19 protein-coding genes are annotated in these 14,217 nt (G+C 62.8%); 10 read left to right on the top strand and 9 right to left on the bottom strand.

All coding sequences use genetic code 11. The features are described from left to right. Positions 1-15 precede the first annotated feature (15 nt). Positions 16-393, top strand: a complete 378-nt coding sequence (locus NSO95_RS01405) for a DUF4870 family protein (protein WP_257594355.1) — start codon at positions 16-18, stop codon at positions 391-393. A gap of 20 nt (positions 394-413) precedes the next feature. Further along, positions 414-725 carry a RedY/HapK family protein gene (locus NSO95_RS01400; RefSeq protein ID WP_257594354.1) on the top strand — a complete coding sequence of 104 codons (312 nt, stop codon included), beginning with the start codon at positions 414-416 and terminating at the stop codon, positions 723-725. A 9-nt stretch (positions 726-734) separates the two neighbouring features. Here the strand turns inward: NSO95_RS01400 and NSO95_RS01395 are convergent, their stop codons facing one another. Further along, complete coding sequence (locus tag NSO95_RS01395; protein WP_257594353.1) at positions 735-1,655, bottom strand: sulfotransferase domain-containing protein; 921 nt, start codon at positions 1,653-1,655, stop codon at positions 735-737. Positions 1,656-1,777: 122 nt separating this feature from the next. Here NSO95_RS01395 and NSO95_RS01390 point away from each other — a divergent pair, with 122 nt between their 5' ends. Continuing rightward, a complete protein-coding gene (locus tag NSO95_RS01390) occupies positions 1,778-2,284 on the top strand; it encodes a hypothetical protein (RefSeq protein WP_257594352.1) in 507 nt (168 codons plus the stop codon). Then, the gene (locus tag NSO95_RS01385) at positions 2,281-2,928 is read left to right on the top strand and encodes a hypothetical protein (protein WP_257594351.1); all 648 of its coding nucleotides are present in this window, start codon (positions 2,281-2,283) and stop codon (positions 2,926-2,928) included. The genes NSO95_RS01390 and NSO95_RS01385 overlap by 4 nt, the downstream gene beginning before the upstream one ends. A gap of 7 nt (positions 2,929-2,935) precedes the next feature. Here NSO95_RS01385 and NSO95_RS01380 read toward each other — a convergent pair whose 3' ends face one another. Both NSO95_RS01380 and NSO95_RS01375 read right to left on the bottom strand, forming a co-directional pair. Further along, positions 2,936-3,241, bottom strand: a complete 306-nt coding sequence (locus NSO95_RS01380) for a TFIIB-type zinc ribbon-containing protein (RefSeq protein ID WP_257594350.1) — start codon at positions 3,239-3,241, stop codon at positions 2,936-2,938. Between the two features lie 79 nt (positions 3,242-3,320). Continuing rightward, positions 3,321-3,833 carry a DUF2314 domain-containing protein gene (locus tag NSO95_RS01375; RefSeq protein WP_257594349.1) on the bottom strand — a complete coding sequence of 171 codons (513 nt, stop codon included), beginning with the start codon at positions 3,831-3,833 and terminating at the stop codon, positions 3,321-3,323. Positions 3,834-4,078: 245 nt separating this feature from the next. Between NSO95_RS01375 and NSO95_RS01370 the strand changes: the two genes are divergently transcribed. Then, a complete protein-coding gene (locus NSO95_RS01370; RefSeq protein ID WP_257594348.1) occupies positions 4,079-4,579 on the top strand; it encodes a hypothetical protein in 501 nt (166 codons plus the stop codon). Positions 4,580-4,661: 82 nt separating this feature from the next. Then, positions 4,662-5,246 (top strand): thermonuclease family protein, encoded by a 585-nt coding sequence (locus NSO95_RS01365; protein ID WP_257594347.1) that lies wholly within the window; start codon positions 4,662-4,664, stop codon positions 5,244-5,246. A gap of 22 nt (positions 5,247-5,268) precedes the next feature. Here the strand turns inward: NSO95_RS01365 and NSO95_RS01360 are convergent, their stop codons facing one another. Then, on the bottom strand, positions 5,269-5,556 hold the full coding sequence (locus NSO95_RS01360) for a DUF1294 domain-containing protein (protein ID WP_257594346.1): 288 nt from the start codon (positions 5,554-5,556) through the stop codon (positions 5,269-5,271). A 26-nt stretch (positions 5,557-5,582) separates the two neighbouring features. Here NSO95_RS01360 and NSO95_RS01355 point away from each other — a divergent pair, with 26 nt between their 5' ends. Then, a complete protein-coding gene (locus NSO95_RS01355; RefSeq protein ID WP_257594345.1) occupies positions 5,583-6,149 on the top strand; it encodes a hypothetical protein in 567 nt (188 codons plus the stop codon). Here the strand turns inward: NSO95_RS01355 and socB are convergent. The 4 genes from socB to NSO95_RS01335 form a co-directional block, all read right to left on the bottom strand. Further along, a complete protein-coding gene (gene socB, locus NSO95_RS01350) occupies positions 6,146-6,856 on the bottom strand; it encodes a type VI toxin-antitoxin system SocB family DNA replication inhibitor toxin (RefSeq protein ID WP_257594344.1) in 711 nt (236 codons plus the stop codon). The genes NSO95_RS01355 and socB overlap by 4 nt on opposite strands. Further along, a complete protein-coding gene (gene socA, locus NSO95_RS01345) occupies positions 6,837-7,394 on the bottom strand; it encodes a type VI toxin-antitoxin system SocA family antitoxin (RefSeq protein ID WP_257594343.1) in 558 nt (185 codons plus the stop codon). Before socA ends, socB begins: the two co-directional genes overlap by 20 nt. A gap of 1 nt (position 7,395) precedes the next feature. After that, a complete protein-coding gene (locus tag NSO95_RS01340; protein ID WP_257594342.1) occupies positions 7,396-8,463 on the bottom strand; it encodes a ribonucleotide-diphosphate reductase subunit beta in 1,068 nt (355 codons plus the stop codon). A gap of 62 nt (positions 8,464-8,525) precedes the next feature. Next, entirely contained in the window at positions 8,526-10,550 is a 2,025-nt protein-coding gene (locus NSO95_RS01335) for a ribonucleoside-diphosphate reductase subunit alpha (RefSeq protein WP_257594341.1), read from the bottom strand. 438 nt (positions 10,551-10,988) lie between these two features. Here NSO95_RS01335 and NSO95_RS01330 point away from each other — a divergent pair, with 438 nt between their 5' ends. The 3 genes from NSO95_RS01330 to NSO95_RS01320 all read left to right on the top strand — a co-directional run bounded on the left by NSO95_RS01330 (position 10,989) and on the right by NSO95_RS01320 (position 12,685). Continuing rightward, on the top strand, positions 10,989-11,309 hold the full coding sequence (locus NSO95_RS01330) for a hypothetical protein (RefSeq protein ID WP_257594340.1): 321 nt from the start codon (positions 10,989-10,991) through the stop codon (positions 11,307-11,309). A 22-nt stretch (positions 11,310-11,331) separates the two neighbouring features. Then, a complete protein-coding gene (locus NSO95_RS01325; RefSeq protein ID WP_257594339.1) occupies positions 11,332-11,580 on the top strand; it encodes a GlsB/YeaQ/YmgE family stress response membrane protein in 249 nt (82 codons plus the stop codon). A gap of 541 nt (positions 11,581-12,121) precedes the next feature. Next, complete coding sequence (locus NSO95_RS01320) at positions 12,122-12,685, top strand: hypothetical protein (protein ID WP_257594338.1); 564 nt, start codon at positions 12,122-12,124, stop codon at positions 12,683-12,685. A 386-nt stretch (positions 12,686-13,071) separates the two neighbouring features. Here NSO95_RS01320 and NSO95_RS01315 read toward each other — a convergent pair whose 3' ends face one another. Then, positions 13,072-13,968: an alpha/beta fold hydrolase gene (locus tag NSO95_RS01315; RefSeq protein ID WP_257594337.1), complete on the bottom strand. Its 897-nt coding sequence runs from the start codon at positions 13,966-13,968 to the stop codon at positions 13,072-13,074. Positions 13,969-14,217 lie beyond the last annotated feature (249 nt).

Below are 14,217 nucleotides of genomic sequence, written 5' to 3'. Positions count from 1 at the left end.
CCGAGGGGATACGACATGACCGACGACCTGACCCAGCCTCCGCGCTCCGGCCCGCCCGCCAGCGGCGGTTTCGACTTCAACCACCCGACCATCATCAGCCTGTGCTATCTTTCAAGCTTGGTCCTGGGCTTCACCGGGATCGTCGGCATCGTGCTTGCCTATGTCTGGCGCGACCAGGCGCAGGGATGGGAACAATCCCACTTCACCTACCTGATCCGGACCTTCTGGATTGGCCTCATCGGATCGATCATCAGCTTCGTCCTGATGTTCGTGCTGATCGGCATCCTGACCTGGCTTGCGGTCGCGATCTGGGTCGTCGTCCGCAGCGTCATGTCGCTGGTAAAGGCGCAGAAGCAAGAGCCGATGCCCGATCCCGAAACCCTGCTGTTCTGATCCCAACCCAAGAGGCGCTTATGGCTGCAGTCATCATCACCTACCAGCTCGCCGTCGGTGTCACTCGCGAGGCGTTCGAGGAATGGGTCCGCACCAAGGACCAGCCCGCGATGCGCTCGCTCCGCCGAGTGGCGAGCTTCGACACCTATCGCGTAACCGGGTTGCTGCTCGGCGAAGGCGAGCCTTCGGTGCGCTATGTCGAGCTGTTCGATATCCCGGATCTCGACGGCTTCACCGGAGAAGACATGCCGGGCGATGTGGTTCAGGGCGTGATGGGCAGCTTCATGGGCCTCGTGAAGGACCCGGAATTCCTTATCGCCGAAAAGCTCTGACCTCTACCGCTATCGCGCGTCGAGTTCCGCGCTGAGCGACGCGAAGTCGGGGTGGCCGGTTGCCGGGGCGACCCGTTCGGCCCACAGCGCGTCGATCCGGTCGGCGATCGTGGGCGGCAGGGTAGCGGCATCGCTCCCGGTGGCCTGCACCTTGGTCGAATCGCTATCGGCAGGGATACCCAGCTTGGCCTCCATCACCGCGCACATCATGGCATCGTCGAACCGGTCCTTGTGTGCATGCATGAACTCGCGCGAAGTCATCTGCTCTACGAGGTCGACCTGCGCCGGATCGAGCGAAGCGCCGATGAAGCCGGCCAGCCGCACGATCATCGCCCTGCGGTTCTTCGCTGCCCAGCGGTAGGATGCGACGAGGCTGTCTGCCGCGTCGCGCCGCGCCCACCAGCTCAGCAGATGGGTGAAGTAATCGCATCCACCCGGCCCGCCGCTCATGTAGAGCGGCCAGAAGTGTTCCATCGACAGCGCGCCCCGTTCAATGTGCCATCCGTCGAAGAAGCGGTAGAACGAGACGTAGCATTCCTTCGGGTCGCGCAGGGTCACGACATAGCGATGCCCGGCGGGAAGCCGCTCGTATTCGCGATGCGACTTGAAGCCGCGTGGTTGTGCACGCTGGTCTGCCGTCATGTCGAGATCGAGCACCAACGCGGTGTCTTCCCACGGGGTCATCCGGCTGATGTCGTCGAAGTCCATGTCGCCCGCGCCGGTGGCGGCCGCCATCCGGATCTGGTGGAACATCTGCTGCATCATGGTGGTGCCGCTCTTGCCCCAGCAGGCGATGAAGACATCGCGCGGCGCGCCGGGTGATGGGGGTGCCCAGCTGCGGTGACCGGGATGATCGCCCGCCGCAAGCGCCATCATGTTGATCATCATCTCTTCGGGCGTCCGTGCCCGCCGTCCAAGTCCGCCCGCCATCGACAGCCCTCCCCCGTTTGCCGACCCGCGCAAGGCTTCGCATCGCGCAGGCGGCTTGGCAAGCAACGAAGGTTCGATGCTTTGCACTGGTCGCGCGGCGGAGCAGCGCCTAGCAGCGCGCCATGACCCGCATCGAAAGCGCTTCGCTGCCTGCTGACAGCCTGCTCGCGCAGCATCGCGGCGCCGAATGCTATCGCGATGCCTTCCGCACCGAAGTACCCCATCCGGTGTCGCTCACCGCGTTCATCGCGGCGTTCTACTCGAGCCCTGCTTTCACGCCCGAGCGGATGCTGCTGCATCTGATCGGCAAGGGAGCCAGCCGCGCCGATATCGCCGCGCTGGCCGAAGGCCGCAGCGACCGCTTCGCAGCATGGTCGGTAGAAGCGCGGAGCGAGAGCGCGATCCTGTTGCGCGATTTCCAGAACCGGACGTGCTCGTGGCTGATGGCCGAGCCCAAGGGCGAAAGCACCGTGCTGTGGTTCGGCAGCGGCGTGCGCCACCCGGAAGGGCTGACCTTCCGCGTGCTGGTCGGCTTCCATGGGTGGTATTCGCGCGTGCTTCTGGCGGCGGCCGTGCGCAAGGCAAGAGACTGGCGCGAGGGCGCGCAACGTGGCAGGCGGGTGCGATGAACCACCGCACAGCCGCTCTTGCTGCCCTCGCTCCTTCCGCGCTCGCCCTGCTAGCTGGGTGCGCCCATTCGCCCGACGGGCCCGCGCTGCCGCCGTCGCAGGAGGCGTTTTGGCAGGCGCTCTCGAGCCATTGCGGCAGTGCCTATAGCGGCGCGCTGGTCAGTGCCGACGCGCGCGACGCCGATCTGGCGGGCAAGGCGATGGTCGCGCATTGGGCCGAATGCAGCGACACACGGGTCGCGGTCGCCTTCCACATCGCGAGCGACGAAGAGCCCGGCGGGTGGGACCGCAGCCGCACCTGGGTGGTCACTCGCACGCCCGATGGCCTCCGCCTCAAGCACGACCATCGCCATGCCGACGGGAGCGAGGATGCCGTCACCCAGTATGGCGGCGATACGTTGTCGGCAGGCACCGCGAAGGTGCAGGACTTCCCGGTCGACGCCTTCTCGATCGCGCTGTTCGAGCGCGAGGGGCTATCCGCCTCGCTGACCAACGTCTGGCGGGTCGAGGCCGATCCGGCCGGGTCCCCCGGCGCGCGATTCGCCTACCAGCTCACCCGGCGCAACGACCCGACGCGGCTGTTCCGGGTCGAGTTCGATGCGACGCGGACGGTGGCCGCTCCGCCCCGGGCGTGGGGCTGGTAGCCAACGCCTAGTCGAACAGTTCCTCGAAGAAGCTCTTCTTGCGCTTGTGCGGTTTGCCATACGAGCCGCTCGCGCCGTGGCCGTAGCCCGAATGCGACTGCCCGCCGTGCTGGGCATAGGTCGGGGCCTTGCGCTGCGGCTGGGCCGCCTGCGGCGCGCTGCGTTCGATGATCTTGTCGAGCTCGCCGCGATCGAGCCACACGCCGCGGCACTGCGGGCAATAGTCGATCTCGATCCCCTGCCGGTCGCTCATCGCCAGCGGGACGCGGCAGACGGGGCATTGCATGGCGGCGACTTGGTCTTCGGTGCGCATGGGCAAAGGGGCTTTCTTGCGGATTGGGAGGTGGAGCCGAGATAGGAAGCCGCGCGCGGCGATCAAGCGAAGCGGCGGGCTACCTCTCCGCCCAGCCCAGCTGGCGGCGCAGTTCGTTGGCCCGCTCGGGCGGCATATCGGCGAACAGCGGCTCGTAGGTGTGGAAGCCGTGCGCGACACCCTGCCCACGCTCGTCGCGGGTCCAGTAGGCCCAGTCGGTCACCTCGGCCAGCGGCACCTCGACCCGGTCGCCCTTGGCGCCCTCTGCCGCCACCGGAGCCATCACCAGCGTGCCGGTCAGCCGGTCGCCCTCGCGCGCGACATTCTCGACCCAGATGTACTCGCGCCCGCCGAGCGCGAACTGGAACTGGATCCCGCCATGGTCGGGCGATTGCGCGGCGAGCACGCCGAGCCATTCGGGCAGCGTCGCCTGCGCCTTCGCCCGCGCGGCGAGTGTCTCCGGATCGCCCGCCTCGGTTACGACCGCGAACTGCTCGCCCGCGCCCTGCTCCTGCGCGGCGACGGGAGATGCGACGGCAAAGGCGGCCAAGGCGAGGGTCAGAATGCGGGGGCTGAGCAGCTTCTTGGTCATGGTGCGGGGTCTCGAATGGGTACGGGATAAAATTGCTATCTTTGCACAATGCGCGCGTGGCGAATAAATTTGTCCGGCTGACGAATGGGTGAACGGGGCGGGGGTTTTCATGCGGCAGCATGACCACGAATAGGGCGCTGTAGGAAAGGCTTTTCTTGCCGCGCAGACCTTGCCGGAACCCGCCCCCTTCCGCCCCGCGCCGCGATCGGGTAGCATCGGGCGCGAGGGAACAGGGGACGCGCGCGATGGATGAGACGACACAGCTGGATGCGGTACCTCCGCCGCTACCGCCGCCCCCAGCACCGCCCGCGTCACCTCCCGCCAGCACCGGGGTCACCCTGCAGCGCCCCTTTATTGTCGGGCTGCTGTTCGTGCTCAACATCGTGCTCGGCTTTTCCGCCATCGTCGGGGTGATCCTCGCCTATGTCTGGCGCGCCGACCGCGAGGCGCAGGAGTGGGAGAAGACCCACTACACCTATCTCATCCGCACCTTCTGGATCGGCTTCGCCTTCGGAATCGGGTTCTTCGCGGTGTGGTTCGGCACCTTCTTCACGATGATCGCGCAGGTCGAAGCCGGCGGACCACCTGCGAACGAGCCGCCGCCCGTCGCGATCTTCCTCGGCATGTTCGGCGCGATGGGCGTGATGCTGCTCGGCATGATCTGGGTGATGGTCCGCGCAGTGCTGTCGCTGGCGAAAAGCAGCAACTGCACCCCGATGCCGCGGCCGAAGACGTGGTTGTTCTGAGGGGCCTTCGCTGCCGCAGGTTAGCGGCAAGCCGGTAGCACCCCTTAAGGATTTGGTTGCCCTTGCCGCCTAGCCTGCGGCGATGCGTCGCACCGTTGTACCCTTTCGCCAGAAGCCATGGGGCAGGCCTTCGCCGTGGGTTTCCCGCGAGCCGGAGGAGAACGGCCTGCCGGTGCTGCCGGTGCTGGCAGCCGCCGCCATGCTCGGCGCGGTGAGCGGAATGTATCTGTTCGGCCCCGCCGGGACCGCGAGCCAAGCCGCGCCCGCGCCGCAGGGCTTTGCCGGGCAGCCCGGTGGTGCGAGCCAGCCGGGCCGCACCATCCGCTTCACCCGCTGCGGCTTCGGATCGCGGGCGAACTGCGTGGTCGACGGCGACACGGTGTGGCTCGACGGCGAAAAGATCCGCCTGTCGGATATCAATACGCCCGAGATTTCCAGCCCCTCCTGCGCGGCGGAAAAACGCCTCGGCGAACGCGCCACCGAGCGGCTGATCGAACTGCTCGCCAGCGGCCCGGTGCAGGTGGTCGACCCCGCCGACAGCCCCGACCGCGACCGCTACGACCGGCGCTTGCGCGAGCTGCACGTGGGCGGCGCAAGCGTTGGCGACACGCTGGTGCGCGAAGGGCTGGCGGAGGAATGGCAGGGGTATCGGCGGGAGTGGTGTTAAGGGAGGTCGTAGTCTCGCGAGATCATATCAGCCGCGTCACGAGCACGAAGGTCAACAGCGCAATCTGCCCGAAGAGCAACAGCCGAAGATAGGTACTGAAGGGCTCCTTGCGGATCTTGTGCCGGAACAGCGCACGGGCGGCATAGGCGGCAGGTGTTCCGCCGATCAGCGCCCAAAACAACAGGTCACGCTCCGGCGTCCTTCGATCGCCCCGCTCGGCGCTCGCTTTATCGAAGCCGAAACTGGCAAAGGTGATTAAGTTGACCGCGATCAGGTAGTAGGTGACATACTCGGCGGTCAGATACTGCATCACGCTGATCTATCGGAGAAAATCCCATGCGCAAGCCGGCAAGTGTGGACACGCTCGACAAGCTAGGGCGGGTGCGGCTGTCGAAGCATTTCTTCATGCGCGACATGCTGCATTCGGAGATCGCACAGTTCCACGGCCTGATGAACGTGCCCGACGATGCCGATCTGGCGATCGAAGTCGGAACGCGGCTGTGCGAGGATTTGCTCGAGCCAATCCAGGAACGCTGGGGCCGCATCACCATCCGCAGCGCCTATCGCAGCCGCGCGGTCAACCAGCTTGGCTGCGACATGCAGGCAGCCGGCAAGGCAGGCTACAACTGCGCGAGCAACGAGGCGAACGCGGCGGGGCATATCTGGGATATGCTCGATGCCAAAGGCCACAAGGGCGCGACCGCCTGCATCGTCATCCCCGATTTCGCCGACGCCCATCCGGAGGAAGGCGGGTGGCAGGTGCTGGCGGAATGGATCGACGCCGAACTGCCCTATTCCTCGCTGTTCTTCTTTCCGAAGCTATGGGCGGTAAATGTCAGCTGGCACGAAAAGCCGGAACGGAGGGTGGATAGCTACGCGGTGCCGAAGGGGCGGTGGGGTTAGTCGAACAACGGGCCAAAGGTTCCCGATGCTCGCCGCTCATCGCTACCGCCGCGACGAACACTTTCCCAAATCTGATGAGTCTCCACGACATCATGAACCATTTCATCCCAGCCGAGAAGGTCACCTGTCGGGCGCATACAAACCAGGTCACGAGACTTGTTGTTTCTATAACGCCAGATTTCGAGATCAGCAGAAACGAGGTCAGGATAAGCCTCACGGAATCGATGGTGCATCGCAGAGAAGACGAACCGTCGGCCGGATATGCTCAGACCGTTCGTCTTCCTCATATCCAAAAACACAATGCTAGCATGGCTATGATAGCGAATCAGTAGATTAAGGCCGAAGCCGTAAGATGTCCCCCCAAAGAAGCGCAGCGGCGTCACGTCTAACCCCATCGCTGCGATTCCGTTGGATACCGCATAAGCATGGGTAGATGAAAGTATTGCCTTATTCATTGCGATGCGTTGCGCATCGCCTTTGCATTCTCGAACCAAACGTTTTTGAACTTCGTCCCAAGCTGAACCGGATAGTGCTTCGCCAAACAACGGAAATTGCTGATTGATTGCATCGGGGAATACGCGCCGGAAAGGCTCGTAAGAGCCGACTATTTGCTTGGGCTTCACAAAGGTTTCCAGCGCAGACCTCTTCTGCGAAGTTTCCATAAAGCCCCAATTCGCGAGATCAGTTTCAGGAAGGCGGCTGCTCATCGAATACCTCATTCTCTACTTCGTCATTCCGAATCGGAATCATCCTTGCGTTCTTGGTTTGTACAATAAGGTCGTTCGGGATACGTGCACCAAACTCCCGTTTTCCACCGGGAATCGTAGTTACAAGATCCCAAGGCCCATTGCGAGCATGGGACAAACCAACCAATCTCGGCGCTGGCATCTCTAGAAGAGCCAAGCCTTCCGAAACTATGAACCGCCGAACTGTTTTATTCTCAATTTTCGGCAAGTTTCTCAGGGCACCCGTTGAGATGTCCAGCCCATAAGCGTGGTGCCTAATCGGTTCAGCACCAGCTCTTTTGAAAGAAGTCCAAAGTTGGGGGTGGACAGGCCCGTGCTTCCATGCCTCGAAGTGCCCACCGCAAAGAGGTTTGCCGAAAGCCTTCAAGTGTTTTTCATGCAGAAAATAGATCGTCTTCTGCAAACTAAGATGCGTAATCGCGATGCCAAACTCAAGCCCGAGATCGATCAGCTCATTCGCAACAACTCTCGGGTCATAAGGGGGCTTATCACTGAGCATATCACTCCGCCGCCACACTCCCAGTGCCGCCCGCATCGCCAAACATATCCGGCCCCTCGTCTTCGCCCGCTTCGTTCGCGGCGACGCCCTTGGCCTTGCTGCGTTTGTCGAAGGTGCTCCACACGTCCTGCCAGTTGCCCTTGGTCGCGCCTTTCGAATATTCGGTCGCGCGTGTTTCGAAGAAGTTGGCGTGTTCCACCCCGTTGAGCAGCGGGGCGAGCCAGGGGAGGGGGTGGTCTTCGACCATGTAGATGCTCGGCAGGCCGAGCTGGCCCAGCCGCCAGTCGGCGATGTAGCGGATGTAGCGCTTGATTTCCTTCGCGGTCATCCCCGGCACCGGGCCATCCTCGAACGCCAGGTCGATGAAGGCGTCTTCCAGTCGCACCGTCTTCTGGCACATGTCCATGATGTCTTCCTTGACCGATTTGGTCAGGCAGTCGCGTTCCTTGCAGAAGGCGTGGAACAGACGGGTGATGCCTTCGCAGTGCAGGCTCTCGTCGCGCACGCTCCAGCTGACGATTTGCCCCATGCCCTTCATCTTGTTGAAGCGCGGGAAGTTCATCAGCATGGCGAAGCTGGCGAACAGCTGCAATCCTTCGGTGAAGCCGCCGAACATCGCCAGCGTTCGGGCGATGTTCTCGTCGGTATCGACGTCGAATTCCTGCAGATAATCGTGCTTGGCCTTCATCTCCTCGTATTCGAGGAACATGCCGTATTCGCTTTCGGGCATGCCGATGGTGTCGAGCAGATGGCTGTAGGCGGCGATATGCACCGTCTCCATGTTGGAGAAGGCGGCGAGCATCATCTTGATCTCGGTCGGCTTGAACACGCGGCCGTATTTCTCGTGGTAGCAATCCTGCACCTCGACATCCGCCTGGGTGAAGAAGCGGAAGATCTGGGTGAGCAGGTTGCGCTCGTGATCGGTCAGGTTCTGCGCCCAGTCGCGGCAATCCTCGCCCAGCGGAACTTCTTCCGGCATCCAGTGGATCTGCTGCTGGCGTTTCCAGAAGTCGTAAGCCCACGGATATTCGAACGGCTTGTAGGTCTTGCGGGCTTCGAGCAGGGACATCGGTACACTTCCTTGGCAAAATCAATCGGCGCGGCGGCGGCTCCGGGTTCGGGCCGGGGCCGTTACTGGCAGCTCAAACATTCCTCGTAATCGGTCTGTTCGCCCGCCGCGAGTTCGATGCGGGGGGCATCGGCGGTGTTGTCCGCCTCGACCCCGCCGGCGAAACCGGCGCGCTGGACGCTCTTGGAACGCAGGTAATAGAGCGACTTGATGCCCTTCTCCCACGCCTGGAAGTGCAGCATCATCAGGTCCCACTTGTCGACATCGGCGGGGATGAACAGGTTGAGGCTCTGCGCCTGGTCGATGAACGGCGCGCGGTCGGCGGCGAATTCGAGCAGGTAGCGCTGGTCGATCTCGAAGCTGGTCTTGAACACCGCCTTTTCCTCGTCGGTGAGGAAGTCGAGGTGCTGGACGCTGCCGCCCTTCTCGAGGATCGAGTTCCACACATTGGTCGAATCCTTCGACTTGGTGCGCAGCAGCTTCTCGAGATAGGGGTTCTTGACCACGAAGCTGCCCGACAGCGTCTTGTGGGTGTAGATATTGGCCGGGATCGGCTCGATGCAGGCGCTGGTGCCGCCGCAGATGATGCTGATCGACGCGGTCGGGGCGATCGCCATCTTGCAGCTGAACCGCTCCATCGCGCCCATTTCCTCGGCATCGGGGCACGCGCCGCGTTCCTGCGCCAGCAGCAGCGAGGCCTCTTCCGCCTTGCCGCTGATGTGCTTGAACATCTTGAGGTTCCACACCTTGGCCATGGTGCCTTCCATCGGCAGACCTTTGGCCTGCAGGAAGGAGTGGAAGCCCATCACGCCCAGCCCGACGCTGCGTTCGCGCATCGCGCTGTATTTGGCGCGCGCCATCTCTTCGGGCGCGCGGTCGATATAGTCCTGCAGCACATTGTCGAGGAAGCGCATCACGTCCTCGATGAAGGTCTTGTCCTCGGCCCATTCGTCCCACGTCTCGAGATTGAGCGAGGAGAGGCAGCACACCGCGGTGCGATCATTGCCGAGGTGGTCGATCCCGGTCGGCAGGGTGATTTCGGAGCACAGGTTGGAGGTCGAGACCTTGAGGCCCAGTTCGCGGTGATGCTTGGGCATCATCCGGTTCACCGTGTCGTTGAACACGATATAGGGCTCGCCGGTCGCCAGCCGGGTTTCGACCAGCTTCTGGAACAGGCTGCGCGCATCGACCGTGCCGCGCACCTCGCCGGTCTTGGGCGACTTGAGGTCGAACTTCTCGCCCGCCCGCACCGCTTCCATGAAGGCGTCGGTCACCAGCACGCCGTGGTGCAGGTTGAGCGCCTTGCGGTTGAAGTCGCCGCTCGGCTTGCGGATTTCGAGGAACTCCTCGATCTCGGGGTGCGCAATGTCGAGATAGCAGGCGGCCGAGCCGCGCCGCAGCGAGCCCTGCGAAATCGCCAGCGTCAGGCTGTCCATCACCCGGACGAAGGGGATGATCCCGCTGGTCTTGCCGTTGAGGCCGACCGGCTCGCCGATCCCGCGCACATTGCCCCAGTAGGTGCCGATGCCGCCGCCCTTGGACGCGAGCCACACATTCTCGTTCCAGGTGCCGACGATGCCGTCGAGGCTGTCGCTGACCGAGTTGAGATAGCAGCTGATCGGCAGGCCGCGGTTGGTCCCGCCGTTCGACAGCACCGGAGTTGCGGGCATGAACCAAAGGCGGCTGATGTAGTCGTACAGCCGCTGCGCATGGTCCTGGTCGTCGGCATAGGCATCGGCGACGCGCGCGAACAGGTCCTGGAACGTCTCGCCCGGCAGCAGGTAGCGATCGATCAGCGTTTCCTTGCCGAAATCGGTCAGCTTGGCGTCACGGCTTTCGTCCGTCACCACGGCGAAGCGGCGGTCGTTGACCTTCTTGCTGTCTTCGACCGGCTTGGCGGCGGCCTTGACCGCTTCGGCCATGGCTTCGCCGGCCTTCGCGGCCACCAGCGCTTCGCTGCCCTTGTCGGCCTTGTCCATGCCTACCGCGACCTTCTGCTTTGCGGGTGCTGCCGTGGCGGGTGCTGCGCTCGATTCGATGTCCAGCTGGAGCCCCATGGCTGCTTCGTCCCCGGTTCTGAATTCCATAGTGTCCCGCTCGTCCTCTTTGCATTGTTGGGCCATCGCCTTGTGCCGCGATGTTCCGCATCCGTTCGAATCAGCGGGAAGCGACCCGCCTAGCATTCTTTCGCGTTCCGGATGAGGGAAACTTCTCCCCCGCCTTTCCACAGGCCGACCGAATCGCCCTTCGTCACGCCTTAAGCGCGCCCGCCGAAACAACACGATCTAGTAGGTGCCCCCGGGACCCGACAACCAGATACTGAATCAGACCCGGCCCGTGCGCAATAGGGTAAATCGTGATCAACCATGTTTCAGCGGTGTTACAGCGCGGTGTGTTAGTTGTGTGCAACGCAGCGACGCGCCGGAATTCCTAGGCTTGGCGAACACGCAAGCCCAAAAATGAATCCGTGAAAAAATTTATATCCGGAAAATGGGGATTGCAGGGGTTTGAATCAATCGAATCCTGTGCCGCAATTTTCGAATCCGGCGATTGTCGTGCAGAAGCTGCGAATGGGCGGAATATGGGACCGATGGCTGCGATTCGCGATGCGCCACGAACGGGCGATCGCGATCGTCAGCGCGATCTGGTTTGCGCTCGGCTGCGCAGTGACCGCGCGCTTTGTCGTGCTGCCGGAGTGGCTCGAAGTGCCCTATCTGACCGATCGCAACGCGTTCTGGCTGACGGGCGCCTGGAATGCCGCGTTCTGGGGCTATATCCACCCGAAGCTCGAGGCGAAGCGCAAGGCGCTTGCGGTACAGGACGTTCGCCCGCTACCCGAAGCATAGCCAGTCGCAAGGGAGATACGCCGTGTTCAATATCATCGGAGCCATTTTCGCCGGCCTGTTCGTCGGCGCGTTGGCGCGCTTCTTCTACCCCGGCGCGGTCGAGATGGGCTGGCTGGCGACGATCCTGCTCGGCGTCGGCGGATCGCTGCTCGCCGGGCTCGTCACCCACCGCGGCAAGGAAGGCTTCCACCGCGCCGGCTGCCTCGCCTCGATCCTCGGCGCAATGGCGCTGATCCTCGCCGGACGGCTGATCGGCTGGGGCGGGTTTTAGGGGCGAAGTAGTGCGTGCCCGAACTCATTCTATCCTGCTTCTCTGCCTGCTCATTTCAGCGTGCAGCGACGAACGTGAAATGGTCGCTTCCCTCAGAAACGAGACTGAGAATGGCACATTCCTAATCGAGGTTTGGCGCGATGCTGGGCCTTACGCTGTCAGCATCAAATGCGTTGCGCGATGCTCGAAGCCTTTCGATGAACAAGAGAGCATCGCTGACGTTCCGCTGGGCCTTTTTAACCGTGATCAGAATGACCTCATTTTCCTACTCGCGTCGGGCGGTTCAGCCTATCGCGTTTATGTCTGGCAAACGAGTGAGGGTGGGCTCCAGCGCATCGCCGAGATTAGCTCTAGAGCGCGTCCGGAGATAGTCAGCGACCAGCTAGGGAATGCTGTCATCAAGACGTCCGAAGGCAACTCAGGCACTGGGCCATTCGATGAAGTTCAGTGGGTATTTGTTGGAGGGAAATTCGAGCGCGTCGCGGCAGATGTCCGCTAAAGACCCCGTTGCGGACATTCGGCTTGGCGCTAGGATGCGTTGATGATTGACGTACCTCCCGAACCTTTGCCGTCGCAAGAGCGGGTTATCGAGCAGAGATTGCTCGACTGTGGCCTCAATCTTGGTGGGGTCACTGTCAGATACGCCGATTACCTTCAGAGCATAGAAATTGTCATCGCTCCAGCCGCTGGGGCGACCTCAGATAACTTCGCATGCATTAAGGAAGCATCTGGTTACGAGATTCTCAGGTTTGAAGACAGTGCGATGTTCGCCGCTTACACCGACTTCGTTTCAGAGCTGGCCCGACCGGAAATGCTTATGATGCACGAGGTCCGACTAGCGGAAGCTGGATTGTGGGAGGGTTTCCCGGACCGCGATGACTTTGATTCGCTAGAAAGCTACGCGCGGGCGCTTGAGGCGCATACCGGCTTTCTGCCTGGGTCGGCGCTACGTGTTTCAGGAGGCGCTATTCTTTTTGAATCGGCGGGCGCGGCCGGAATGGACCTCTATGGCCATTATTTTAACCTCCTATCAGTAGTAACTTATGCGTCTCTAAGACATCGAATCGAGTTTGGCTTCGTTGGAAATGAGAAGATTGCAAAGTAGGGCGACAGGTTGATGCTTACTTTCCACCCAAAAAATTGCCTGAAAGTGACAGCTCGTCACCTGATCGCCAAACGTTGCGCAGAGGTGTGGCAGAGTGGCTGATTGCGGGCACCACCCGAGAGCGAGTGCTCTGGGTTTCGTTGAACCCGCGCGGGTTCGAATCCCGTTGCCTCGCTTCTTCACATTGAAGCCTAAGAACGTCCGCTTTCGACCCAAAGGCAATGGCTCCCTCTCTCCCCTTGCGGGAGAGGTACGGAGGCTTGGCAGCTTGCTGACTAGCCGGAGTTGAGAGGGTGCTGCGGCGGTGCAGGCCGGAGCATAGCTCCGGACCCCTCTCCCAACCCTCTCCCGCAAGGGGAGAGGGCTTTGGCAACCAACCTCGCCCCCTAAGCCGCCACCGCCGCCCCCCGCGCGTGCTCCGCGATGGCGTCGGCCATCGGCTCCGCCAGTTCGAGCGGGAGGTCGTGGCCCATGCCGGGGAAGGTTGTGAGCTTCGCGCCGGGGATATGGGCTACGGTATCCTCGCCGCCGGGCAGCGGGACGAGGGGGTCGTCCTCACCGTGGATCACCAGCGTCGGGGTGGAAACCCGCTTCAGCCGCTCGCGCCGGTCGCCGTCGGCGATGATCGCCGAAAGCTGGCGCGGCAGGCCTTGCGGATAGGTGCTGCGGCGAATCGCGCCGAGCACATCGGCGCGCAGGCGTTCGTCGCTCAGCGGATAGGCCGGGCTGCCGATGGTGCGCCACAGATGCATGCCGTGTGCGACCAGCACCTCCTCGTCCATCGACTTGGGGCGGGTGGTCAGCGCCTTCATCGCCTCGGGCGTCGCCTGCGGCAGCTTGCGGTGGCCGGTGGTGGACATGATCGAGGTCATGGTCAGCAGCCGCTCGGGATGTTCGATGGCCATGGTCTGGACGATCATCCCGCCCATGCTCGCGCCGACCACATGCGCGCGATCGATCCCCAGCGCGTCGAGCAGGCCGATCCCGTCCGCCGCCATGTCCGATAGCGAATAGGGCGACTTGATCCGCAGCCCGAGCTTGCTCCAGATTACCATCTTGAGGATGCCCGGATGCTTCGCCCCGTCGAACTTGTGGCTGAGCCCGATATCGCGGTTGTCGTAGCGGATGACGCGGAAGCCGCGCGCCACCAGCGCCTCGACCAGCTCCATCGGCCACAGCGTCATCTGCGCGCCGAGACCCATGACCAGCAGGACGACCGGATGCGACGGGTCGCCGTGGTCGTCGTAATGGATGGTGATTGAGTTGGCGGTGGTTGCGGGCATGGTCTCTCCTCGGGTGTCTATTTCTTGTCGACCGGGTTCATGGCAGACACGGTGTGTGACCGTTGTTGGACATTCTCCACCGTTTGTCATCCCCGCGAATTGTGGTTGTCGCGCGTTGTCACCCCTTCCTCCCCTCATTGTCATCCCCGCGAAGCGGGGATCCAGGGTGGACCCTCAGCCCATGGATTCCCGCCTTCGCGGGAATGACAAGGGAGATGGAAGGCAGGGGGAGGTGGGGGGTGTCTGAAG

Source organism: Parerythrobacter lacustris, from assembly GCF_024626475.1.
In the GTDB taxonomy this organism is placed as follows: Bacteria; Pseudomonadota; Alphaproteobacteria; order Sphingomonadales; family Sphingomonadaceae; genus Parerythrobacter_A; species Parerythrobacter_A lacustris.
The sequence above is the reverse complement of the archived record's forward strand: the minus strand, read 5'-3'. Positions and strand labels throughout refer to the sequence as shown.